Annotated in this window: 16 protein-coding genes; 9 read left to right on the top strand and 7 right to left on the bottom strand. The window is 66.0% G+C overall.

Translation table 11 applies throughout. From position 1 onward, the window contains the following. Nucleotides 1-622 precede the first annotated feature (622 nt). The 5 genes from LZC94_17925 to LZC94_17905 all read left to right on the top strand — a co-directional run bounded on the left by LZC94_17925 (nucleotide 623) and on the right by LZC94_17905 (nucleotide 8,001). On the top strand, nucleotides 623-2,125 hold the full coding sequence (locus LZC94_17925) for a sigma-70 family RNA polymerase sigma factor (GenBank protein WXB19105.1): 1,503 nt from the start codon (nucleotides 623-625) through the stop codon (nucleotides 2,123-2,125). 73 nt (nucleotides 2,126-2,198) lie between these two features. Continuing rightward, a complete protein-coding gene (locus LZC94_17920) occupies nucleotides 2,199-3,542 on the top strand; it encodes an insulinase family protein (GenBank protein ID WXB19104.1) in 1,344 nt (447 codons plus the stop codon). Beyond that, the gene (locus LZC94_17915; GenBank protein WXB19103.1) at nucleotides 3,539-4,864 is read left to right on the top strand and encodes an insulinase family protein; all 1,326 of its coding nucleotides are present in this window, start codon (nucleotides 3,539-3,541) and stop codon (nucleotides 4,862-4,864) included. Before LZC94_17920 ends, LZC94_17915 begins: the two co-directional genes overlap by 4 nt. Nucleotides 4,865-4,954: 90 nt before the next feature. Next, on the top strand, nucleotides 4,955-6,748 hold the full coding sequence (locus tag LZC94_17910) for a DUF262 domain-containing protein (GenBank protein ID WXB19102.1): 1,794 nt from the start codon (nucleotides 4,955-4,957) through the stop codon (nucleotides 6,746-6,748). A 284-nt stretch (nucleotides 6,749-7,032) separates the two neighbouring features. Continuing rightward, on the top strand, nucleotides 7,033-8,001 hold the full coding sequence (locus LZC94_17905) for a HipA domain-containing protein (GenBank protein ID WXB19101.1): 969 nt from the start codon (nucleotides 7,033-7,035) through the stop codon (nucleotides 7,999-8,001). An 8-nt stretch (nucleotides 8,002-8,009) separates the two neighbouring features. On the opposite strand, the gene LZC94_17900 is transcribed toward LZC94_17905, so the two are convergent. From LZC94_17900 to LZC94_17875, 6 genes are all read right to left on the bottom strand, one after another. Then, a complete protein-coding gene (locus tag LZC94_17900) occupies nucleotides 8,010-9,413 on the bottom strand; it encodes an ATP-grasp domain-containing protein (protein ID WXB19100.1) in 1,404 nt (467 codons plus the stop codon). A 12-nt stretch (nucleotides 9,414-9,425) separates the two neighbouring features. Further along, a complete protein-coding gene (locus tag LZC94_17895) occupies nucleotides 9,426-10,091 on the bottom strand; it encodes a TetR/AcrR family transcriptional regulator (GenBank protein ID WXB19099.1) in 666 nt (221 codons plus the stop codon). Further along, entirely contained in the window at nucleotides 10,088-11,938 is a 1,851-nt protein-coding gene (locus LZC94_17890; protein WXB19098.1) for an amidohydrolase family protein, read from the bottom strand. The genes LZC94_17895 and LZC94_17890 overlap by 4 nt, the downstream gene beginning before the upstream one ends. A 99-nt stretch (nucleotides 11,939-12,037) precedes the next feature. Then, on the bottom strand, nucleotides 12,038-12,907 hold the full coding sequence (locus tag LZC94_17885; protein ID WXB19097.1) for a TerB family tellurite resistance protein: 870 nt from the start codon (nucleotides 12,905-12,907) through the stop codon (nucleotides 12,038-12,040). Between the two features lie 77 nt (nucleotides 12,908-12,984). Further along, nucleotides 12,985-14,112 (bottom strand): DNA topoisomerase IV subunit A, encoded by a 1,128-nt coding sequence (locus LZC94_17880; protein ID WXB19096.1) that lies wholly within the window; start codon nucleotides 14,110-14,112, stop codon nucleotides 12,985-12,987. A gap of 36 nt (nucleotides 14,113-14,148) precedes the next feature. Further along, nucleotides 14,149-16,722 (bottom strand): DNA topoisomerase VI subunit B, encoded by a 2,574-nt coding sequence (locus LZC94_17875; GenBank protein WXB19095.1) that lies wholly within the window; start codon nucleotides 16,720-16,722, stop codon nucleotides 14,149-14,151. 73 nt (nucleotides 16,723-16,795) lie between these two features. Here LZC94_17875 and LZC94_17870 point away from each other — a divergent pair, with 73 nt between their 5' ends. The 4 genes from LZC94_17870 (at nucleotide 16,796) to LZC94_17855 (ending at nucleotide 23,026) form a co-directional block, all read left to right on the top strand. Then, nucleotides 16,796-18,034, top strand: coding sequence for an MFS transporter (locus tag LZC94_17870; protein WXB19094.1), 1,239 nt, complete (start codon nucleotides 16,796-16,798; stop codon nucleotides 18,032-18,034). Nucleotides 18,035-18,134: 100 nt separating this feature from the next. Then, complete coding sequence (locus tag LZC94_17865) at nucleotides 18,135-19,571, top strand: thioredoxin family protein (protein WXB19093.1); 1,437 nt, start codon at nucleotides 18,135-18,137, stop codon at nucleotides 19,569-19,571. A gap of 195 nt (nucleotides 19,572-19,766) precedes the next feature. Continuing rightward, entirely contained in the window at nucleotides 19,767-22,502 is a 2,736-nt protein-coding gene (bamA, locus tag LZC94_17860; protein WXB19092.1) for an outer membrane protein assembly factor BamA, read from the top strand. Between the two features lie 386 nt (nucleotides 22,503-22,888). Next, a complete protein-coding gene (locus LZC94_17855; protein WXB19091.1) occupies nucleotides 22,889-23,026 on the top strand; it encodes a hypothetical protein in 138 nt (45 codons plus the stop codon). On the opposite strand, the gene LZC94_17850 is transcribed toward LZC94_17855, so the two are convergent. Further along, nucleotides 23,023-23,994, bottom strand: a complete 972-nt coding sequence (locus LZC94_17850; protein WXB19090.1) for a sigma-70 family RNA polymerase sigma factor — start codon at nucleotides 23,992-23,994, stop codon at nucleotides 23,023-23,025. The genes LZC94_17855 and LZC94_17850 overlap by 4 nt on opposite strands. Nucleotides 23,995-24,016: the final 22 nt, after the last annotated feature.

Raw genomic sequence — 24,016 nt, 5'->3', positions numbered from 1 at the left:
CTCATCTGCGCGTCCTCGCATGAACAACAGGTTCGACGGCAGAGCATGCGCGACCGTCCGCACGAGCTGCGATTTGACCTGCGCCAACGACGACCCATCGCGAGTCGGGAGCATCACCCTATTACCATGCACGCTCAGCCCTCTTCGTTGCGCCCGATCGAACCAAGATCGTGACGCGTAAGGTGTCTAATCGATGTGGCACTGTGCTCTACCCCGCGGCAGAGTACAGCACGAGAGACGCTCTCGCTATCGACTCGCACAGACTTGCAACTTTGCCACGCCATACACACGTATCGTCCGACGTTTCTGTCGCGGTGAATCTTTGCCGCTCGTATCGAAGAACCCGTCAAAGCTCAAACGAGCTCCAACCATGCTGCCGCACCGCGAATTCCCACGGTTTTCCAGGCTCCCAAGCGCTCGCATGTCTCGCATGTATGGAGCTTTCGCGTCGATTGGGAGATCTTTGTAGGGCACGGCTCGTTCGAGAACGGAATAGGTGTCACTGGGGGATGTTTGATTCATGGCGTTTCAGGAAAGAGTTCATCAGGTGAAAAGTCCGTCTTCCGCATCATCGCAGTCCTCGGCGTCGTCAGCGGGCGCTCGCGCAGCCGCTCGGACATCCGTGCGAGCATCGGCGCGCACATCGTCCGGAGCTTCCGGCGGCGGATCGGGCGCGACCGGTGCGCCGGCGAGCAGTGCGCTCGACGGGGAAGATTCCGTTCAGGCCTATTTCCACCGCCTTGCACGCGTTCCGTTGCTCACGCGCGAGGGTGAGGTCGAGCTGGCTCAAAAGATCGAGCAGGGCGAGCTGATGATCTTGAGCGCGCTGGTGTCCTCGCCGTTCGCCGTGCGCGAGCTGGTGGCCATCGCGGACGAGCTCGCTGAAGGCAAGATGCGTCTTCGGGATCTCACGCGCAACTCCGTCGAGTCCGAAAGCCCGACCGATGAGCAAGTGGCCACGGTTCGGGTGCTCGAGCAGTTCGACGCCGTACGCAAGCTGGCGCTGGAGCTGCGCGGAAAGGCCCGCGCCTCCATTCCGCCCCCGCCGTCGTCTTCTGCTCCTTCGTCCCGAAAGAGCACCTCCATTCCGCCGCCGTCTTCCCGAAAGAGCGGCACCTCGCTGACGGGCTCGACGAATTCAACGAAATCCGCGCCAAAGCTCAAGAAGGGCAAAGGCACCACCGCCATCAAAGCCCCCGAGTCGCCGCTGAAGATCGCGCGGGAGCGGGCGCGGCGGGCGCTGGAGGAGATTCGGTTGACGCGTGGCGTGCTGGACCGGGTAACGGCCCGGCTTCGAGCGCGTCTGGTCCCGGACAACGACAATGACGCGGAGAGCGCGGCCAAGATTGACGCACTGGAGCGCACCGTTTCGATGATCCGGGAGGGCGAACGAACGGCCGATGTGGCCAAGTCCGCGCTGGTGGAGGCCAACCTTCGCCTGGTCGTTTCGATCGTAAAGCGCCGGAAGAACTCGCCGCTGGGGCTGCTCGACTTGATTCAGGAGGGCAACATCGGGCTGATGCGCGCCGCCGAAAAGTTCGACTACCGGCGCGGCTACAAGTTCAGCACCTACGCCATGTGGTGGATCCGGCAATCGATCGCGCGCGCCATCGCCGATCAGGGCCGCACCATCCGCACCCCCGTTCATATGGTGGAGACGGGCCAAAAGATCGCGCGCGCGCGCAGGCAGCTCGAGCAGATTCACGGCCGCGAGCCATCGCCCGAGGAGCTGGCCGAGGAGCTCGCCCTCCCGGTGAAGAAGGTCATGACGGCGCTCAACGCGGCCCGCACCCCCGTTTCACTCGAGGCCCCCGTGGGCGACGACGGCGACGCGCGCCTCGGCGACTTCGTGGAGGACACGCACAACCCGGCGCCCGTGGAGGTGCTGGCCCGCAAGCGCTTCGTCGAGGAGACGCGCGAGCTCTTGAACGAGCTCACCCCCCGGGAGGAGCGCGTTCTTCGCATGCGCTTCGGCCTCGACGATGGCAACGAGCGCACGCTCAGCGAAATTGGCGAGTCGTTCTCGCTCACCCGCGAGCGCATCCGCCAAATCGAGACGCAAGCCTTGCGCAAACTGCGGCTCCCCACCCGCGCCCGGCGTCTGAGGACCGACCTGGAACCCTGAGCAACCCTGCCCGCCCGTACAACGGGGGGAGAATACCTCGGAGCAAAGGGGTACGCCGTGCTAGACACGGCCTGTGAGCACAGCACGAGCGAAGTGGATCGAGGCGCTCAACGCGAGCGCGGGCGACGGGGCCAAAATAGCATTCGAGGGATCCGTTCCCTTCGGGGGCAGCGAGGTCTTGCGCTACCGGCTGCAAAATGGGCTGCGGGTGCGGCTCCTGGTCGACCGAAGCGCGCCGGTGGTGAGCTATTTCACCTGGTTCGGCGTGGGCTCGCGGCATGAAAAGCCCGGCAAAACGGGCCTCGCGCACCTGTTCGAACACTTGATGTTCAACGAGACGGAGTCGCTGAAGGCCGGCGAGTTCGATCGCAAGCTCGAGGAAAACGGCGCGGAGTCGAACGCCGCCACCTGGGTCGATTGGACATACTACTACGAGAGCCTCCCCGCCGACCGCCTGAGCCTGGCCGTTCAGCTCGAGAGCGATCGCATGGCCCACCTGGTTTTGCGCGAGCCGCAAGTGGCCAGCGAAAAGGAGGTGGTGGCCAACGAGCGCCGCTTCCGCGTGGAAGACGATATCGAAGGATTGGCCAACGAGCTGCTCTACAAAACCGCCTACACGGTGCACCCCTACCATTGGCCGACCATCGGCTGGATGGAGGACATCCACGGCTTTACGCCCGATGATTGCGCCTCGTTCTATCGAACGTATTACGCGCCGAACAACGCGCTCGTGGTCATCTGCGGCGATTTGAAGGAGCGCGATACGCTCGCCAAAATCCAAAAAGCATACGGCGGCATTCCGAGCTCGCAGATCCCGCTGGAGGATACGCAGCCCGAGCCCCCGCAGCTGGAAGAGCGCCGCGTCTCGCTCAAGAAGCCGACGCCCACCGAGAAGCTCTACATCGGCTTTCACGGCCCCGCCTGGGGCGACGCGGACCATTCGCACCTGACGGTCCTCAACGAGATCCTCTTCGGCGGCCGGGCATCGCGGCTTTACCGCGCGCTGGTGATCGACAATGAAATCGTGAGCGATCTGCGGGGCTGGGTGGCCACGTTCCGCGATCCGGGCCTCTACGAAATGCACTTTACGGCGCGCCCGGGGAAGACGGCGGCGGCCATCGAGGAGCTGCTCGCGCGGGAGCTCGAGCGCGTGCGCACGGAGCCCGTATCGGACGACGAGCTGCAGCGCGCCAAGGCGCGCCTCGAGCTGTCGACGTTGCAGTCGATGGAGACAATCAGCGGCAAGGCGGAGCAAATCGGATTGAACGAGACGGTCCTGGGCGATGCGGCGGCGAGCTTCCGCCGGCTCGAAGAATACCGGCGCACCCAGCCGGGGGACGTTCTGCGCGCGGCCCGTCGCTATGTGGTCGACCGCACGCGCACCGTCATCCACGTTCTGCCGGAGGTGGCTTCGTGAGCAGCGCGCATGACAAGATCGAGAAGATCGAGCTCGACGGGGGCGCGGTGCTCTTCGTGGAGTCGAGCCACACGATCCCGCTGGTGGACGTGGTGGTCTCCCTGCGGAGCGGCGCGGCCCACGACGCGCAGGACAAGCAAGGCCTCTTTCGCACCACCTTCGGCATGCTCCGCCGCGGCGCCCGCGACTACACCGCGCGCCAGATCGAAGACGCCATCGACCGGCTCGGGAGCGAGGTATCCATCGACGTCAACGCGTCGGTCGCCACCGTGTTCGGCCAGGTCATCGAGCGCAACCTCGAGCCCTTCATCGAGCTGTTCGCGACCTTGCTCGAGTCGCCGACCTTCCCCGAGGACGAATTCGGCCGCCTCAAACGCGAAATCGTGGCCGATCTCATCGGCGCGCGCGACAACGATCGCGCCCTAGCCCAGCGCGCCTTCCGCCGCGGCCTCTTCCGCGATCACCCGTATTCGCGCTCCAGCGCCGGCACCATCCCCGGCGTGGAGTCGCTCACCACCGACGACGTGCGCGCCAACTACCGCAAGCACTTCGTCAAAGGCAACGTGGTCATCGGCTTCTCGGGCGACATCACGCGCGAGGCCGCCGAACGCTACGCGCGCCGCCTGATCCAGGCTCTCCCCGACGGCCCGCGCCTCGAGGATCCCGTCCCTCCCCCTTCCCCCGTGGAGGGCCGGCGCCTGGTGTTCGTCGACAAACCGGAGCGGACGCAGACGCAGATCATCATCGGCCGCCTCGGCACCTCGCCGCACGATCCCGATCACGTAGCGCTCACGGTGGCCAACTCCGTCTTCGGCGGCACCTTCACCTCGCGCTTGATGCGCGAGGTGCGCTCGAAGCGCGGCTGGTCCTACGGCGCCTCCTCCCGCCTCGGCGTCGATCGGCAGCGGCACTCCTTCTCGATGGTCACCTTCCCCGCGGCCACCGACGCCCCGGCGTGCATCGCCCTCGAGCTGGAGCTGCTCACCGATTTGCTCGACAACGGCATCACCGCCCGCGAGCTCGCCTTCATCAAGCGCTACCTCGCCCGCTCCTACGCCTTCGAAATCGACACCGCCAACAAGCGCCTGCACCAGGCCCTCGACGTGGAGCTCTTGGGCCTCCCGAAGGACTACTACTCGTCCCACGTCACCCGCGTGGAGGCCATCACCCTCGAAGAGGCCAACGGCGCCCTGAAGAACCGCCTGAACGCGAGCGATCTCCTCATCAGCATCGTCGGCACCGCCTCGGAGATCTTCGACAAAGTGCGCGACGCGATTCCCAACTTGGCGGCGCACGACGTGGTGCCGTTCGATCGGGATTGAGCGGTCCGTGACAGGGGGCCGGAGGGGTCCCATCCATGTAGCACGAAGGCCCACCCGGGCCTCCACGAGCTCGGAGACTCTTTTACCCGAGTGGACCGGTTGCTTTGGGCGCACCGTGAAGTCTGGCATATTGGTGGGGTGGGGCAAAACAGCATTGGACCGACGGTCGCCAATCCTTCGCGAGGTAGTGCACTTCATACGCCTCTCGACAAGCCGCCGTCGGCGTTCACGCTCACCGTTCGAAAAATTCTGAATCGCGTTCAGGCCGGCGAGATTCGGGTACCAACGTTCCAACGACCGCTTCGTTGGACGGCTCCCGATGTCCTCAAGCTCTTCGATAGTATCCTCAAAGGTTATCCGGTCGGATCGCTCCTGTTTTGGAAGCATGTGTTTGCGCCTGATCCGGCATTGCGTATCGGCAACGCACGCATCGATGCCCCGGCAGTGCCGGATGGCTGGTACATCGTCGACGGGCAGCAGCGCATCACGGCCCTCGCCGCGGCCCTCCTCGATCTCGACCACGGTGGCGACCGTCGATGGACCGCTAGGTTCGATCCGACGTCCAGCTCATTCCTCTCGGGGCCGGCGGAACCTTCCGATCAAAGGCGGCATGTTCCACTCTCCGTCCTTGGAGACATCCGACGCCTTGGCAAATGGTTCCGAGAATGTGATCTGAGCGATGAAGAACAGAATCGCGTCGAAGAAGTCCAGCAGCGCCTTCTCGACTACGAAGTGCCCGCCTATCTCGTGGAGAGCGACGACGCCGAAGCACTGCGGGGGATTTTCGCACGACTGAACAGCACGGGCGCTCGCATGCGTGCGGATGAGGTGTTTCAAGCACTTCTCGGGACCGGCACCCCCGGAGAGCGTTCGCCATCTCGATCCATCGATCTCGTCGCGCTCCAGCAAGCGTGCGATCTCGACAATTTCGGACAGCCTCCTCGCGGCGAAGTACTGAAGGCGCTTTTGGCCATGAGTGGGCTAGATCCAACGAAGCGCCTGGAAGATTTGGGCGAGCACGTAGCCACGGAGTTGGTGAGCGCGAGCGAGGCGAGCGAGGCTCTGCAGCGAACGGTCGCCTTTCTTCAAACATCCATGGATGCCGCCGACCCCGGCGCCGGCATCCCAGCGTATGATTTCGTTCCATACCCGGTGGTCTTCATTTTGCTGGCACGCTGGTTCCATCTCTTTCCGGAACCCGATGCCACGACGCGCAAGGAACTCTCCCGTTGGCTGTGGCGTGCTGTCGTGACAGGAGTTCATCAGCGGGCAGAAGTGTCCGCGATGCGATATCAAATCCGAGCGATCACCGGCACGATGGAAGACTCGCTGCGCAAGCTTCAATCGAGAGTGCCCGTCGACGTCAAAATCGAATGGTCCACGCTCGACCCGTTTCATGCAAGCCACGCTGCGAGCCGCGTCGAGCTCTTGGCGTTGCTTTCACGTGGACCGCGCGATCGTTTCGGCCCGGTCTCGTGGCGTGCACTCATCTCTGGTGGTAAGCGCGTCGCCCGCGAAATCATCCGAAGCAGCGCGTGGCATGGTTGGGAGCCGGAATCTCAACGACTCGCTCGCACAGCGGCGAACCGTGCTCTACTCGATGCCCGCCATACAGGTCTCAGCGTGGAGTTTCGCAGGTGGAAGTGGGAAGACGACCGCGACGCGCTGGAGAGCCATCTCATCGACGAAACCGGATTCAAGATGTTGCACGACGATCCTGCCGCTTTTCTCCGGCATCGAGGAGCTCGCGTGCGAACGGAGGTCTCCAAATTTTTGTCCCAACGCGTGGGCTTGGATGAACCTAGGCTCTTCCCTGCAGAAAGCTATTACGAAACCGATGACATGGATCCACGCGCGGATACGACGAAATTGGAGCACTCGTGAGGGAGAGAAAGGTCCGTATCCACCTTCCGGGCTGCCATGTCGGTGATTTGCTCCAGGATCGCAGCGGCCTTACGCGATGGATCCCCGACGCCGCATGGGAGCGCGCTGGGCAACATCCGCGACTCGGAACGGAATTTCTCCGTGTACCGGGTCCAAGACACGCGGGTACCGGGCTTCCGGCATGGTTCGAAAATTTGTTGCCGGAGGTCGATAGCGCACTTCGTAGGAGGCTCTGCGCAGCCCACGGTCTTCGCATCGGCCAGTCGTTCGCACTATTGAGTGCCATGGGCCACGACCTCTCCGGCGCCCTTGAAGCACGAGCGGACTCGACAGAAGCGGGTGCCATCCATGAAGCATCGGCGGCGGACGACGAAGCCCCGGAGACAAAGTCTCTGATCGTGGAAGGCCGACTTTCTCTGCTCGCCGGAATGCAGCTCAAATTTTCGATGTCGATGGTGAACGACCGGCTCGCCATTCCAGCGCGCGGCCAAGGCGGCCTCTGGATCGTCAAGCTCCCGGGGTCAGAGTTCGCGGAACTGCCATACGTCGAACAGGCGACGATGACGTGGGCCAAGCTCGCCGGTTTCGGTGTGCCTACGCATTTTGCCTTGCCCATCGAACGACTCGACGGGATCCCGCTGGGTTGGACCGAAGGGGCGACGCATGCATTCGCGGTAAAGCGATTCGATCGCCGCGATGACGGGAGCAAAATCCATCAGGAAGACTTGTGCCAAGCGCTCGATCTTCTTCCCGGCAACAAATATGGCGATATCTCCCCCAAAGTAACGTTCGACGGCGCACTCCGCCTCGTGACCGACGTTTGCGGCGAGGCCGAGGGACGGGAGATGGCACAGCGTATGGGGTTTGTGATCGCGTCCGGCAACGGCGATGCACACCTCAAGAACTGGAGCCTTCTCTGGGGCGACGCGACGAGGCCCACCCTTACACCTTGCTACGACCTAGTTGTAACGATCGCTTGGGAGAGACTTGGATGGCAGCGCCGCGGAGGCCCCAAGCTCGCTTTGCGCATGGGAGGCGAGGATCGTTTCGCTCACATCGACACGCTCGCCCTCGCAACGCTCGCGAAAAAGTCGGGCCAATCCTGGGCCGAGGAGGAAACGATGGCGGGAATTCAACGCGCGCGCGATGCATGGTCCCATGTGCGTGACGACGTGCCTGCGGTCATGCGCGAAGCCATCGTCACACACTGGGACTCCGTTCCAATTCTGAGCAAGGTAGGCCTCCCACCCTAGCCGCTCGCTCACCCCCGCTTCGCCAAAATCTCGGCGAACGATGTGTCGTATCGGCCCGAGCGGAACTCGGGGCTCTCGAGGGCGCTCTGCAAAAAGCCCAGGTTCGTCACGCAGGGGGCGATGGTCGTGCTGGCGAGGGCGCGGCCAAGCTCGGCGATGGAGGCGTCGCGGTCTTTGCCCCAGGCGACGACTTTGGCCACCATGGGATCGTAGAAGGGGGTCACCTTGGAGCCGGCCGATACGCCGGATTCGATGCGCAGCGTGCGCGTTTGGGCGTCGCCGGCGCCGCCGGCCCATACGAGCTCGTCGATCGCGCCCGGCTTGGGGATGAAGCCCTTCTTCGGATCTTCGGCGTAGACGCGGACCTCGATGGCGTGACCCTCGGGGCGGATGCGGGAGAGATCCGGCAGCGCCTCGCCGGCGGCGACGCGGAGTTGGAGCTCGACCAGGTCGAGGCCCGTCACCATTTCGGTCACCGGGTGCTCCACTTGCAAGCGCGCGTTCACCTCGAGGAAGAAGAGATCGCCCGACGCGTCGGCGATGAACTCGCACGTGCCGGCGCCCACGTAGCCCACGCTCTTCACCACGCGGAGCGCGGCCTCGAAGAGATCGGCGCGGCGCTTTTCGCCGGCTTCGCCTTGGAAGAAGGACGCGGGCGAGGGCGACTCTTCGAGGATCTTTTGATGGCGGCGCTGCATGCTGCACTCGCGCTCGCCCAGCGCGTAGGCGTTGCCGTGCGCGTCGCAAAAGACTTGGACTTCGATGTGGCGCGGCTCGCTGACATAGCGCTCGAGGTACACGCGGGCGTCGGCGAAGGATGCCTTGCCGCGGTCCGAGCACGACTTGAGCGCGCGCTCCATGCCGGCCTCTTCGCGGACGATTTGCATGCCGATGCCGCCGCCACCGCCGACGGCTTTGACGATGACCGGGTAGCCGACCTTCGCCGCCACCAGCTTGGCCGCCTCCACGCCTTCCGGGGTGTCGATGGCGATGGGCTCATCGGTGCCGGGGACGGGGCGCGTTCCGGCCTTGAGCGCCACGTGGCGTGCCTTCATCTTGTCGCCGAAGGCGTCGAGCACATCGGGCGAAGGGCCGATGAACGTGACCCCGCGCTCGGCCACGCGGCGCGCGAAGATGGAGTTTTCGCTGAGGAAACCGTAGCCGGGGTGCACGGCGCGTGCGCCCGTTTTCTCGATGGCCTCGAGGAGCGCCTCGCGATTCAAATACGAATCTTTGGGCGGCGGCGGCCCCAAGAGCACCGCCTCGTCGGCCTCGTGCACGTGCGGTGCGGAGGCATCGGCCTCGGAGTAGACCGCCACCGTGCGAATGCCGAGCCGGCGGCAGGTGCGGATGACGCGTCGCGCAATCTCACCGCGGTTGGCGATGAGGACTTTGTCGAAGAGCACGGACATGCGCGTTCCTTATCAGGCGCGCGGGGACAGCAACAGTGCGATCAAGCCGAGGAGCAAGTCCATGCGCCGCTCCTCGAGCTCCCGGTGCGGCCGCACCGTTCGAACCAGGGATTCGCCGTCGAAGACGTGCACCAAGGTGAAGAGCATCGTCTCGAACAGCTCCGGTGGAATGGCCTCGATCCCCGGAACGCGCAACGCCGTATCGCGGATGGCGTTGTAGTAGCGCAAGAGCGGCGCTTCGAGGGCGCGGCGGAGCGGCTCGTCGGTGCGGGCCGCCACCAAGAGCTCGTACCAGACCGCGTTCACGGGCGAGCGGCACGCGTCGCGCAGCTTTCGCATGGCCTCGGCGAGGGTGGGCTCCGCGCCGCCGCCGCCCCAAAAGCGCTTTTCGAACTCGGCGATTTGCCGGTGCGCCACTTCTTCCGCCGCCGCGATGATCAAATCGAGCATGGCGGGGTAATGGCGAAAGAGCCCGCCGTGGGAGATGCCCGAGCGCCGGCACACCTCTTTGACGGACGTGGCCGCGTAGCCCACCTCGCGGAGGGAATCGATGGTCGCCTCCACCAGCTTCGCCATGGTGTTCTCACGGCGTTCGCGCTGGCTCCGGCGCGTCTTCTCGGCGCTCGATGGCGGCGCCGGGCGGCTCGGGCGCGGTTCGTCCGATCGGGACTCGCTCACGCGGCGTGCTCCCGCGCCGCGTGCCCCTGCCCCCCGCGCTCGCGCGCACCGCTCGCGGCCGGCTTTTCGTCCGACGCGGCGGAGGGCGGCGGCCCCTCCCCCACGCGCAAGAACGAACCGGTTCGCAAGGTCTCGCCGTAGCCGGGGACGAATTTCCCACCCGCGTACACGAGGCGGCCGCCCACCAAGGTCGCCAGCACCGCGGCATCGCTGCGGTTCACCATGCGGGAAAGGCCGCCGTACTCGGGCACGGGCTCTTCGTAATAGCCATCGACCTTGGCGTCGAGGCCCTCGGGATCGATCACCACGACGTCGGCGCGATCGCCTCTTCGCAAGGTGCCCGCGTGGATCCCGTACCAAGCGCCCAGCTCCCCCGTGAGCCGGTGCACCGCCCGCTCGAGCGACATGAAGGGCCGCCCGCGCTGCTCGGCGTCTTTCACGCGCCGGAGCAAGCGAATGGGAAAATTGTAGAAGGCCATGTTCCGAAGGTGGGCGCCGGAGTCGGCGAAGCCCATTTGAATGGCCGGATCGGCGCTCAGGAGGTCGAGCACCTCGGGTCGGTGGTTGGCGATGGTGGTCTTCCAGCGGACGCGCGTTCCATGCGCGACCACCAGATCGAGGAACGCGTCCACCGGGTGGATGCCTCGCTCCTCGGCCACCTGCCCGAACGACTTGCCCACCACCGACGGATCCGGGCACGCCACGATGTGCGCATCGAAGAAATCCCGATGCCAGACGCGCGGCGAGAAGCGCTTCTCGTAGTCGCGCCGGAACGCGCGGCGGTAGCTGGTATCGGAAAGGAGCGCGTCGCGCTCCACGCCGTCTTTGAGGTGCAAGGCCGCCCGCCCTGCCCCGAACTCCTCGAACACGACGAGATCGATGCCGTCGGCGTAGACCTCGAAGGGAACCGGCAGATGCTGCCAGCGAAAATCCGCGCCCGTAAAGCGATTGAAGAACCGCGCCACCGCGCACAGCGCGCGCGCCAGAAAGGGAGTCGACTTGGCGTCGGCGGCGGTGAGCAAGGTGGTCTTCAGCTTCTTGCGGCCGAACAGCGCCATGCTCTCCCAGAAGAAGCGAACGGCGTTGACCTTGGTGGTGATGTTGGGGGCGCTCTGCAGAACCCGCCCCGTGCGCCGCAAGATGCGGTTGAAGCGCTTGTACTCGGCCCACCCGGCGAACGTGGACGGGAGCGACTTGGAGCGGTACCGATCGCCGTCGAGCTTGTCCCAGGGGTTGGTCATGGTCGACAGGCCCAAAAAGCCTTCGCCCAACGCGTCGTCGAGCAGCGCCTCCATGCGGCGCATTTCGGCGTCCGTGGGGAGCTCCGCGGAATCGACCGCGCGCCCCAGGCCCATCACCGAGGTGCGCAGATCCGAGTGGCCCAGAAAGGCCGCCACATTGGGGCCGAGCGGCAGCGACTCGAGAAAGCGCACGTACCCGCCCGCGCTGTCCCATGTCTTGTGGCGCTCGAGCAGGGCGAGCACGTGCTCGCGCGGCACCGCCTCCACCCGGCTGAAAAAGTCCGCGCAGTCGAGCGGCGTGGAGTGCACGGTGGAGATCGAGCAGCTCCCGACGAAGACGCTGGTCACCCCATGCCGCACCGACTCGCGAAGCCCCGGCGCCGCCAGGATCTCCGCGTCGTAATGGGTGTGAATGTCAACGAATCCCGGTAACACCCATTTGCCACGGGCGTCGATGACGGAGGGACAGCCGTCCTCGGGGAGAGGATCCTCCGAGACCGCCGCCACGCACCCTCCGCGAATCCCAAGGTGACGCACGGCGGACGGTGCCCCCGTCCCGTCGAACCATCGACCACCCCGGATGATGACGTCGAACGCAGCGCTCATGGGCCAATCTCCTCCTCGCTCCTCGTTGAGGGTAGCCAGATAGAGACCAGTCGCAATCTAAATCGCCCCGGGCGCCTTCGGGCGGCAGCGAACGCGGCGTTATTCGGGCTCTTCTTCGAGCACCCGGCTCGACAAGCTGATGGCGCCCTCCTCCACGGCCGATTTTACGATCACCGTGGCCTGCTCCTCGGAGTAACCGAGCAACTTGCCGAGCCGCGACAGGATCGTCTTCTCGGAGGGGAGCTGCACGCCATCGGCGTGGGTGATGATGGCCGCATTCGTCAGGAGCAGCTCGCGATCCTCGGCGCTCAGCCGCTCGAGCGCCATATCGCTATCGAGCGCGCGCTCTTCGCGCACGAAGTCCCGCAGCTCTTTGCGCTGCTCCGCGTTCACGGCGTAGCCGGCGATGACCTGATCGACGATCTGCAGCTCGGACGGATCGGCGTGCCCGTCGACCCAGACGACGGCGGCCAGGGCGCGGATCACGTCGCGCTCGCGGTTGGTGAGCGGGCGGGCGTGCGATCCGCTGGAGCGGCTTGGCGGAACGACGCTCGGCGGGGCCGGCGCATCGAGCGCGGCGGGCGCGTCCTCGTCGGCGGCGTAGACCGCGTCGTCGGCGGGGAGGGCGCCTTCCTCGAGGGCTTCGCGGGTGCCGCTGCTTTCGCGCTCCACGAAGCGGCTGGAGCCCGTGCGCGGGGGCGGCGGGGGCGGCTGCGCGCCTTTGTCGGTCGGCGGCGCGGCTTTGAGGGTGGCGTCGACCCGCTCGATGCGGATCTCCACGCCCTCGTTGCGGAGTTGATCGGCCACGAACTGGTGCACGCCCGAGAGCTCGGGACAAACGAGGCGCACGACCCATTCGCCCGAGGCAAGACGGTAGCCTTCGATCACCTCGGGTCGCTCGGAAATGGTGTGCAACAACCCGGCTTGCTGCTCGGGCACCGCGGAGATGAAGACGAACGCCGACACCATAGGGACCTCCTTTGGGGGCCCATTATGGTCCAAGCCGCGCCCGGGCGGTGGACTTCCCGCTGCGCAAAAAGCGATCGCTACTGGAGGTAGTCTTTGTCGCGCAGCTTCTTGGGGATGTACTCCTCCGTGATGAAGGAGATGCTCTTGGTGAGCAGGGCGTCGACCTCCATCTTGAAGCCGTTCTTGAGCAGCTCCTGGATCTCGAGCTGCCACTTCTTGTCCTTGAACCAGGGATACGCCTTCATCTGCTCGGCGCGGGCGATGTCCTCTTTCGAGAGCTTGATTTCCACCGCTTTTGGCAATGTGAACTTTTTGTAGTCGAACGAGCTCATTCCCAAGAAGCGAACACCCGGCACCGCCATGCGCATCGACTCGTAGGCCAGGTTGATCGAGCCTTGCTTGAGCACCGAGTAGATGTAGAGCCCCCACGGGTCATTATCGACCAATACGTAAATGGGGAGTTTGAGCTCGCTGGCCATGCGCTGCAGCAAGCGCCGGGAGCCGCGGGCCGCTTGGCCCTCGGTGGTCATCAGGATGCACTTGTGCTTTTCCCAGAAGCGGTCCTCGTTGAGGCGGTGCCAGACGGCTTGCTTCTCGACGCACAAGATGAACTCGGCCTTGTTGCGCACGAACTTGAGCTGATCGTCCTCGCAGATGCTGGGGATACCCCAGCCGCCGCGGCCCATGCGGGTGAGGTCGATCTCGTCGCCCGCGTCGTTCACGGTGAGGGCGCCGACCACCAGACCGCGCTTGTTGGCGAAGAGGTGCAGCTCTTCGCGCAGGGCGTCGATGGTGACCTCCAGATCTTCGATGATCGGATCGCTCTCGCTCTGGTCCTCGAAGGTGTTCTCCGAGGTGCCCTGGAGGGTGTGCTTGGTCATGTAGAACATCTGACGGATGCTGACCGTCTTGCCCTCGTCGATGAGGGTCTTGCAGCCGCGCGCGACGAGGAACGTCTGCATGAACTTGCGCGCCATGGCCGTGTTGAAGAACTCGCGCGACTGGGTCTTTCCGCCCAGCTCGATGATGCGCTTCTTCTCGTTGAACGAGACGTTGGAGAGGGCGCGCATGCGGATCGAGAGCGCAGGGTTCTCCTTCTTCTCGACGGTGCGCAGGGCCGACTGGGCGAGCTTCTCGATCTTCTCGAGCGTGCGAACGTCCTTGTCGGTTGCCTTGGCCCTGCTGGGTGCTTTCTTGGCCGCCATGGGGGATCTCCTTAGCTAACGCTAACGCGATGAAATTCAGGGTTGCAGCGCCACGGGGCCGCGTTTTTTGGGGTGCGGGGGTTTGGCGGGTGCGGTGGGCTTGCCCGCGGTGGGTTTGGCCTTTGCGGGAGCCTTGCTGGCGGTTTTTGCGGGCGGTGCCGCCTTCGCGGCGGGCGCGGGCTTCGCGGCGGGCGCGGGCTTCGCGGCGGGCGCCGTCTTCGTCGGTGCAGCCTTCGCCGGTGTCGCCTTCGCGGCGGGCGCGGACTTGGCCGTGGCCTTCGCGGGCGGTGCCGCCTTCGCGGCGGGCGCGGATTTCGCCGGTGCCGCCTTCGCGGCAGGCGCGGATTTCGCCGGTGCCGCCTTCGCAACAGCCGCCGCCTTCGCGGCCGGTGTGGACTCCACTGTCACCTTCGCGGCGGGCGCCGTCTTCGCGACCGGTGCGCCCTTCGCCGCAGGCGCAGCCTTCCCATCCGACTCGCCCTTCGCCGCAGCCGCCCCCTTCTTCGCCGCAGGCGCAGCCTTCACGTCCGACTCGCCCTTCGCCGCAGCCGCCCCCTTCTTCGCCGCAGGCGCAGCTTTCACGTCCGACTCGCCCTTCGCCGGTGCAGGCGCGCCCTTCTTCGCCGCAGGCGCAGCCTTCACGTCCAACTCGCCCTTCGCGGCAGCCGCCCCCTTCTTCGCCGCAGGCGCAGCTTTCACGTCCGACTCGCCCTTCGCCGGTGCAGGCGCGCCCTTCTTCGCCGCAGGCGCAGCTTTCACGTCCGACTCGCCCTTCGCCGGTGCGGGCGCGCCCTTCTTCGCTGCGGCCTTGGGCGAAGGTGCCGCACCTTTCTTCGCCCGTGCGGCGACTGGCGCCGGAGGCTCGCCCGAGTCGCTGGGCGGCGGTGGGGGGACGCTGGGCGCGGCGGCGGAGGGATCTTCCGCTTTCACCTCCGGCTTTTCTTCGACGATGCGAACGAAGCTGGGGAGCGCCGAGTAGAAGGTCTGCTGCACGTTGTCCTTCGGCTTCGCGAGGATGGCCCCAATGGCCTCCGCGACCTCCGGAATGTAGCGCTGGAACAAGCTCAAACGCTTTTGCTCGCTCTGGGCGCGCTCGCGCGCCCGCAAATGGGCACCCAGCTTGCGGCCGCACTCTTGAACGGCCAGCCGCATCTCGCGCAAAAGCTCGTCGTAGTGGGCGACGGCCTCTTTCGCCTCGCTGGTGAACGGAACCCATACGCTCGCCAGGTGCACGACCACCGCCAGAGGACCCACGGGCAAGGACCCGCGCGGCTGCTGCAGCTCGTACGAGCGCCAGTTCGTCTCGTAAATGGCCTCGCTGATGGCGCACGCCTTGGGCTGGTATTGCAACGGCACCCGGTTGGCGAAGCGCATCACGTCGGCCGGATCGTCCGGCGGGAGATCGGGTCCGCCGTAGGCCAGCCCCACCTCGACCACGAACGGGTTGCCGCGGTAGACGGCGGGCGGGCGCGTGGTGGACACGTAGAAGGCTTCCTTGAAGCGCCGTTTGAGGCCCTCGATGAGCAGCTCTTCCCCGATGGGCACGACGCACGACGCGGAGGGCGCCTTGACCTTGACCTCGGCCAACGCCTTGTGCAGACGATCCACGTCGTCGCCCACGATGGTGGCCGCCGGGGTCTTCGGGTTCACCTTGGCGAGCACGCACACCTGCTCCGCCAGCGCCGCGCTGATGCGCGAAAAGTCATCCATCAGCACCTGCTTCACGGACTTGCCGGGCGAGTCGTGCAGCATGCGCAGGAGCATCCCCAGCTCCACCCCGTGCGGGTGCGGCTTGATCTCCTCCGCCTCGCGCGGGAGCTCGTTGGCCACGCGCGGAAAAGAGATGACCTCGCCCTTGGGCGGATGAAAGGTCAGCCCCAGGTGCGGGTTGGCCACCACCGTTTGCTCGAGGTACGCCTCCACCCCGGTGCGTCCGCCGCGGTAGGCCGCCACCAGCTCGATCTCCACGCGGGTGCCGTGCTCTTTGTCCCAATCGACGATCTCGTCTTTGAGCACGTCGGGGTGATTGCGCTTGGTGTCGATGCGAAGCTCGATGCGGTGCGCGGGCCGGCCTTTGCCGATCTTGGAGACGATGACCACGGGCTTTCCCGTGGTGAGCTGCCCGTACAAGCCCGCCGCGCTGATGCCGATGCCCTGCTGCCCGCGCGACTGCTTGAGGCGGTGGAACTTGGACCCGTACAAAAGCTTGGCGAAGATCTTGGCGATCTGCGGCTTGACGATGCCCGGACCGTTGTCCTCGATGGATACGCGAAAGCGCGAGGCGCCGGAGGGCCCCGAGGAGCTCCCCACCTCTTTCACCTCGACGATGAGCTCCGGCAGGATGCCCGCTTCCTCGCAGGCGTCGAGCGAGTTGTCGACCGCCTCTTTCACGGTGGTCAGCAGCGCTTTGGCCGGGTTGTCGAAGCCGAGCAAATGCCGATTCTTCGTAAAGAACTCGCTCACCGAAATTTCGCGCTGGCGCGAGGCCATCGCTTCCGCGGTGGCTCTTCGAGCGGGGCGGCTCGGGGGGGAGGTCTCGTCCGAGACCGGGCTCTCTTCCGGCGTGGCCCGTTCTTCCGGCGCGGCGGCTTTGGAGGCTCTCTTCGGCATTGCCGTGGGGACGTAGCTCGTGGGTTGAACAAATGTCAAGCGGGCGGGCAAAAGGACGCGTTAGGCTGGCGCCGTGATCCGTCATCCGCTCGCCATTCTCATTCTGCTCACGGGTCTGAATCTCCTGAACTATCTGGACCGCTACGTGCTCTCGGCCGTGCTGCCGAGGATCGAGGCGGACCTCGGGCTCTCCAAGCTGGTCGAGGGCACCGCCGCCACCGTGTTTCTCGTCGGCTATTTTGCCACCAGCCCCATGTTCGGCGTGCTCGGCGACCGGGGACGGCGCACCCGCCTCATCGCGCTCGGGGTCGCGGTTTGGAGCCTCGCCACCCTGTGGTCGGGCCTCGCGGCCGGCAAATGGTCCCTGCTCGCCTCGCGCGCGCTGGTGGGCATCGGCGAGGCCAGCTACGCCACCATCGCCCCCACCGTCATCGACGATCTGGCGCCGCCCGAGCGCCGCACGCGCTGGCTCGCCGTGTTTTATGCCGCCATGCCCATTGGCTCGGCGCTCGGGTTCTTCACCGGCGGCCTGGTGCAGGCGCAGCACGGCTGGCGCGCCGCATTTTACGTGGCCGGCGGGCCGGGGCTCGTCCTCGCCCTTCTCTGCTTGCTCATCGTGGAGCCGCCGCGCCGGGCGGCCACCACGCGCGAATCGCTGCTCGCCGCCGCCAAGCTGCTCTGGCCCCTGCGCATCTACCGGCGCACGGTGCTGGGTTACGCCGCGTACACCTTTGCCATCGGCGGCTTCGCCTTCTGGGCGCCGACCTTTATTTACGAGACTTATCGTCTCGATTTGAAATCGGCGAACTTGTACTTCGGCGGGATCACCGTCATCGCGGGGGCGATCGGCACCGTGCTGGGAGGGTTCCTGGGCGACGCGGCCGCGAAGAAGGACCGTGGCGAGTCGGATCCGGAGCACAATCGCTCGCTGGGCTACCTGGCCACCTGCGCGTTGGCCTCGGCCATCGGGGCCCCGCTGGCCGCGCTCTGCTTCGTGGCCGATACATCGGGGTCGTTCTTTGCGTTCTCGGTCCCCTGCCAGGTCGCGCTCTTCGTGGCCTCGTCGCCCATCAACGCGGCCATCCTGCGGAGCGTGCCCGAGGAGCGGCGGGCCAGCGCCATGGCGCTCAGCATCTTCGTCATCCACCTCTTTGGCGACCTCTGGTCACCTCCGCTGATCGGTGCGCTCTCCGCCTACATCCCCATGCGCGCGGCCATGTTCGCTGTCCCGGTCGGGTTCGCCATCGGCGCGATCATCTGGTTCGTGCCCAAGTCTTCGAAGAGCACGCAACCCGAGCGCGCCAGGACCTGAGCCGGCTACGACGCATGAAGACGTAAACCCGCGAAAAGGAAGCCTTGTACCAAATTGACTCCGCTTCGTGCTCGCGTACAGTGGCGGGCGGGAGAACTTCATGCGACAGCTCGGCTTCTTTGGCTTCACGGCCCTGTCACTCGGATCACTGGCGCTGCTGGCCACGTCGGCGTGCGCACCTGCCGCGTCAGGCAAGCCGGCAGCCGGGCAGACCACCGCCGCATCGACGACATCCTCCGAGGGAGCCTCTGGGGCGAGCAAGGCCGCGCGCCCCCTGCCCTTCATCGAGGATGATTACGGTCGCGCGCTCGCCGAGGCCAAAGCGAAGAACAAGCCGCTGTTCGTCGATGGCTGGGCGCCGTGGTGCCATTCGTGCCTGAGTTTGAAGAGCTATGTGCTCGACACCCCCCAGCTGCGCGCCGAAGCCGATAAGTTCGTGTGGCTCGCGCTCGACAGCGAGAAGGAAAAGAACGGCGCCTACTTTGCCAAGTACGGGCTGGATGCGCTGCCGACCATCTGGGTGATCGATCCGCAGACGGAGAAGGTCTCGTGGAAGCTGGTGGGCACGGTGACCGCGCCGGAGCTGGCCAAGGTGCTCGATGACCTGGCCGATACGAAGGCGCACACCACCGGCGACCTCGATACTGCCTTTGCGGAGGCCTCGCGCATCGACGTGCACAAAGATGCCCCCGGCGCCGTTCGCGCCCTCGAAAAGGTGCTGGCGGCCGCGCCCCGCGGCTGGGCGCGAAGGCCCGAGGCGCTGACGTCGTACGTGGCCGCGCTGGCGTGGGCCAAGCAGCCGGAGCGATGCGGGGAGGTCGCGCTGCGCGAGGGAACGGCGCTGCCCATGTCATCGTACCGGGTGACGATCGCGTCGGTGGGCACGGGGTGCGTGGAGGAGCAGCCGAAGGGCTCGGTCGCGCGCGGCTACCTGGCACCGCTCCTCAAAGAGCTCACGGACATCGTGCACCTGCCGGGCCGGCCCATCCTGGCCGACGATCGCTCGGCCGCCTTCGAAATGCTCGTCTCCGCGCTCAAAGCCGACGGCAAAAAGGACGTGGCCAAGCAGATGGCCTCCGAGTGGGCGGCGTTCCTGGAGGGCGAGGCCCAGCGCGCCCCGGACGCGAAAGGGCGCGCCGTCTTCGATGCACACCGGATGCTCGCTTATGTCGAGCTCGGCGATCCCGCGCGCGCGATTCCGATGTTCACGCAGAGCGAGCACGATTTTCCCGAGGACTACAACCCGCCGGCCCGCCTCGGGCGCACGTATTTCGAGTTGAAGCGCTACGACGAGGCGCTGGACGCGATGTCGCGCGCCATCGGCAAGGCCTACGGCGCGCGCAAGCTGCGGCTTTATCAGCTCAAGGCCGATATCGCCGCCGCCAAAAAAGACCCGGACACCGAGCGCAAGACCTTGGACGAAGCGCTAGCCTTCGCCAGCACGCTCTCGCTCCGCGAAGGCTACGACCGACTCCGCGCGCAGCTGGCCGAGCGCCGGTCCAAGCTCGGGGTGGGCGGAACCACCGCCCAACGGTAAAGGAGGGCGGGCGAGGTGACGAGTTCGTAAAGAGGGGAACAAACTCGGGTTGAGGCAAAAGGCGTTGTGGACCGATACGCGCGGTTGACCTCCTAGGGTTTGCTGCGCTACGAGCCTTCACGCTGGCTCGCACACTCCGCGCATCGGCATCCCCTTCTCCCTCCCCCCTCCCATTTTGCCCCTGCTCGCACCCCCTTGAAGCGCTCCATCTCCGCCCGTTCCGTTGGTGCGCCGCCGCGGCGTGTGGGCCGCATCGTCTTCGTCGCCTTCACCACGTTCCTGTTGGCGTTGGCAATGGTCCTCGTGTGGACGGCTGCGTGGGCGCAACAACCAACCCGGCCCCGAGCGCCCGCCGCCCCCGCGCCACAAACCACGCCGCCGCCGGCGTCCCCCGCTTCGAGCGCGCCTCCTGCCGGCGCGCCCGCCGCTTCGCCCAACGCGCCGGCGCCGAGCGCGCCGGCGCCGAGCGCGCCGGCGCCGAGCGCGCCGGCGCCGAGCGCGCCGGCGCCCGAGGTCGCGGGGCCGACGATTCGCATTCCGCAGACGGAGGGTGAAAAAGCCGAGGGCTATACGATTGTTGCCATCGAAGTGAGCGGCAATCGCAAAACGACCAAGGAAGAAGTCCAGTCGTATTTGCGCGAGAAGATCGGCCAAGCGTTCAAGATGGAGACGCTCACCGGGGACGTGCGCGCGCTCTGGGACGCCGGCTTCTTCGACGACGTCGAAGTCGACATGACCCGCGGCGATCGCGGCGTCACCTTGCGCTTTTTGGTGCGCGAGCGGCCCAATGTGAAGGCCATCGAGTTCAGCGGAAACGAAGAGATCGAGAACGACAAGCTCTCGGAGGCCATCGAGGTCAAACCCAATACGATCCTGAGCATCCCGGCGATCAACCGGAGCGTGCAGAAGATCAAGGATCAGTATCAAGAGAAGGGCTACTTCCTCGCCGAGGTCTCGTACACCATCGATTCGCAGCGCGACAACGAGGTGATCGTCAAGTTCAAGATCGTCGAGCACCAGCAGGTGACGGTGCGGCGGGTCAGCTTCATCGGGAACGATCACATCCCCGAGAGCGAGCTGCGCGAGACGATGATGACCGGCCAAGGCTCCCTGCTCTCGTTCGGATCGGGCGGGCCATACCGGCAGGACATGTTCGAGCGGGACGTGCTCATGATGAGCTCGCTCTATTACGACCGCGGGTACATGAACGTGCAGATCGGCACCCCGCGCGTCATGCTCACCCCCGATCGCGAGGGCATCGAGATCACCCTGGTGATCCACGAGGGCCCCCGCTTCAAGATCCGGCAGCTCAAGGTCTTCGAGCGCGACGAGAACGGCAACGAGATCGAGCCTCTGGGCGGCCGCCGCGCGCTCCGCCAGATGATCCGCGCGCACAACGGCGATTGGTTCAACCGCTCCGAGGTGGTCAAAGACCTCCAGGCGGTGCGCACGCTCTACAAGGACGCCGGCTACTACAGCGTGGAGGCCGATCCCGAGCCGGAGATCGACAGCGTGCGACGCGAGGTCGACATCGTCATCCCCATCAAGCGCGGCCCGCTCACCCGCATCGAGCGCATCGAAATCAAGGGGAACACCAAGACGCGCGACAAGGTGATCCGCCGCGAGATGGAGATCGAGGAGGGCGCGCTCTACTCGGAGACCAAGGTCGAGACGTCGCGCAAGCGCATCAACGCGCTCGGCTACTTCGAGCGGGTCGACGTGACCCCCGAAATCGGCTCCGCGCCGGACCGGGTGACCCTGTACTTCGAAATCGCGGAGCGCGCGACCGGCACGTTCCAGGTGGGCGCCGGGTTCAGCTCGGTCGAGAACTTCATCGCCACCGCGCAGATCCAGCAGGCCAACTTGTTCGGAAACGGGCAGTCCTTGGCGCTGCAGGCGCAGGTCTCGAGCTTGCGGCAGATCATCAGCGTCCGCTTCTTCGAGCCGTACTTCCTCAACTCCGATTGGTCGATGAGCACGGAGGTGTTCCAGCAGCTCTATGTGTACAGCGACTTCTCACGAAGCTCGCTGGGCGCATCGGTCACCTACGGGTATGCGCTGGTGCAGCCGTGGCTGCGGCTCTCGCTCACGGGCACGGTGCAGCAGGACAAGGTCAGCACCAGCAACACCACGACCTTCTTCGGGAGCACGTCGAGCGTGGTGAACACGTTCCCGCGCCTGCCCCTGGCCAACCTGTTCAACGACGGCCGCACGATCTCGCTGCGCCCCGCGCTCGTCTACGACACGCGCGACAACCGCCTCTTTCCCACCTCCGGCATCTACCTCAACCTCTCGACGGAGTGGGCGACCGAGGGCATCGGCAGCGAGATCGAGTATCTGCGCCATCGCTTCTCCGGCAACTTCTATTACCCGCTCGGCGGCAGCACCGGGCAGCCCGGCTCGGGGTTCGTCCTCAAGCTGCGCACGGAGCTCGGTTACATCACCAGCCCCAGCTCCGCCGGCGTCCCCATCTACCAGCGCTTCTTCCTCGGCGGCATCCTCGATATGCGCGGCTACCGTCTGCGCACCATCGGCACGCGCCTCCCGCTCAACGCGGCGCTCGACCCCAACTCGGCGCCCATCAACAACGGCGCGAACATCGGCGGTAACCTCCAGGCGTATTCGAACTTGGAGCTCGAATTCCCCATCATCGACAAAGTGGGTATTCGCGGCGTCGTCTTCTACGACATGGGCAACGCGTGGAACACGGAAGATCAATTCTGCCGGACCACCCCTTCCCCGCAGTTCAGCGATGTCGTGAGCCCGTGCTTCGACGCCTCGAGCCTCATCAAGCTCCGCACCAGCACCGGCTTCGGCGTCCGCTGGTTCTCGCCGCTCGGGCCGCTGCGCTTCGAGTGGGGCTTCCCGCTCCAGCGTTTGCCGTACGAAGAGAACTACGTGTTCGAGTTCACGATCGGAAACTTCTTCTAAGGCCGCGGGCAGCGGATTGCTGGGCGGCCATCGGGCCGGCGCGGATGCCGTGCGGCCGCCGCCCGCGGCGCCCCGAGTCGCCGCTCCTCCGGGCTCGGTGTAGGGGCGCGATTTCGTCGAGGAGGGGTCGTCTTCGGCGAAAGAGACGCGCTCCGCTCATTTTTTCCAAGGCATCGGCGTTCAAGGCGTGGTCGGTTTGGGGCCGCGCCTCGCGCCCGGGTTTATTGGGCAGACGAATGGGCGATTTTCCGGGCGCCGAAGCGCGGCGGCGTGGCCACGAAGCGGGTGTACCTGCGAAGACGCGACGCCATCGTGACGGGCATCGCCGTCGATGCGACCCACGTGTATTGGACCAGCACCAACGGCACCGTCATGAAGATGAAGAAATGAGCGCCCGCACGGACGACGGATCGAGGTCGTGCGCGCTCGATTGCCAGGGCGGCCCCGCCCAGCTCACGTGCAAAGGCGCGCTCGGCGACTGCCAGGTTCATCGAGGCGGCCTGGGGGTGTGCGAACGCCGCTAGTGGCCGAAAGGAAGGGCCGGAGCGGGCTCCGTGCTCGAGGGCGTGACCGCACAGTGACGGAGCATGTAGTCGACGTGAACGTAGTCGCGAATGGCGCTGATCCGATCGCCGGAAACCCGAAGCTGGACCAGGGCGTGAGGGACCCACACGCCGCCCTCCTCGCGAAAGTGAACGATCGACTCGACGCCGTCCACCCACGCCAGCTCGAGCTTCCACCGCCAGGTGAGACGCGCGTAGTTGACGAGGTAGCACGCGTCGGCAAAGGAGCCCTCGCTTCGATGGACCACGTCGAGGCGCGCATCGTCCGTGAGGAGCGCGCGAACGCCATCCCAGTCGCGGTCGTTGAACGCCGACAGGTAGCGCTCGATCTGCGCGCGGTGCTGCGCCTCCAAAGGGCGCAGCGGGGGCTCGAGGCCCTCGGCCCGTTCCAGCTTCGCGCGGCCGCGGTGAAGCGCGGCCCGCACGGCGATGGCGTTGGAGCCCACGATGGCCGCCGTCTCCTCCAGCGAACAGTCGAGGACGTCCTTCAAGAGGACGCAGGCGCGCTCCCGGGGCGGTAGCGCGGTGACGATGTTCGCCAGCGCGCGCTGGGCGCGTTGCTTGTGCTCGAGCTCCTCGTCCATGGTCCGCTCCTCGTCCGCGGGGCGCTCGGGGTCGATGGGCTCGAAGCGTCCGCGGGCGCGCAGAAAGTCGATGCACTTGTTGTGGGCGATGCGAAAGAGCCAGGAGCGAAGGGCGCCGCCCTCACGAAGCTCCGAGAGCCGGTAAAAGGCCAGGACGAGCGCGTCCTGCAAGACGTCCTCGCCGTCGCATGGGCTGCCGGTCATGCGCGTGCAGAAGCGATGGAGCTCGGGCCGCAGCTGCGCGCACGCCATGTCGAAACGGCGCCGGGCCTCGGCGGCCTCCGCGGCGACGGCCTCCACGGCGGACGGCATGGGCACCTCGATGGGACTGCGCTCTTCGTTCACGATTTCGCCCTTCCAATCCCTG

Source organism: Sorangiineae bacterium MSr11954, from assembly GCA_037157815.1.
Lineage (GTDB): Bacteria > Myxococcota_A > Polyangia > Polyangiales > Polyangiaceae > Pendulispora > Pendulispora albinea.
The sequence above is the reverse complement of the archived record's forward strand: the minus strand, read 5'-3'. Positions and strand labels throughout refer to the sequence as shown.

Excerpts from the sequence above, each read along its gene's own strand:
- LZC94_17905 (WXB19101.1), top strand. The coding sequence starts at position 7,033 with ATGGGCCACGACCTCTCCGGCGCCCTTGAAGCACGAGCGGACTCGACA.
- LZC94_17900 (WXB19100.1), bottom strand. The coding sequence starts at position 9,413 with ATGTCCGTGCTCTTCGACAAAGTCCTCATCGCCAACCGCGGTGAGATT.
- LZC94_17890 (WXB19098.1), bottom strand. The coding sequence starts at position 11,938 with ATGAGCGCTGCGTTCGACGTCATCATCCGGGGTGGTCGATGGTTCGAC.
- LZC94_17885 (WXB19097.1), bottom strand. The coding sequence starts at position 12,907 with ATGGTGTCGGCGTTCGTCTTCATCTCCGCGGTGCCCGAGCAGCAAGCC.
- LZC94_17880 (WXB19096.1), bottom strand. The coding sequence starts at position 14,112 with ATGGCGGCCAAGAAAGCACCCAGCAGGGCCAAGGCAACCGACAAGGAC.
- LZC94_17875 (WXB19095.1), bottom strand. The coding sequence starts at position 16,722 with ATGCCGAAGAGAGCCTCCAAAGCCGCCGCGCCGGAAGAACGGGCCACG.
- LZC94_17865 (WXB19093.1), top strand. The coding sequence starts at position 18,135 with ATGCGACAGCTCGGCTTCTTTGGCTTCACGGCCCTGTCACTCGGATCA.
- LZC94_17855 (WXB19091.1), top strand. The coding sequence starts at position 22,889 with ATGAGCGCCCGCACGGACGACGGATCGAGGTCGTGCGCGCTCGATTGC.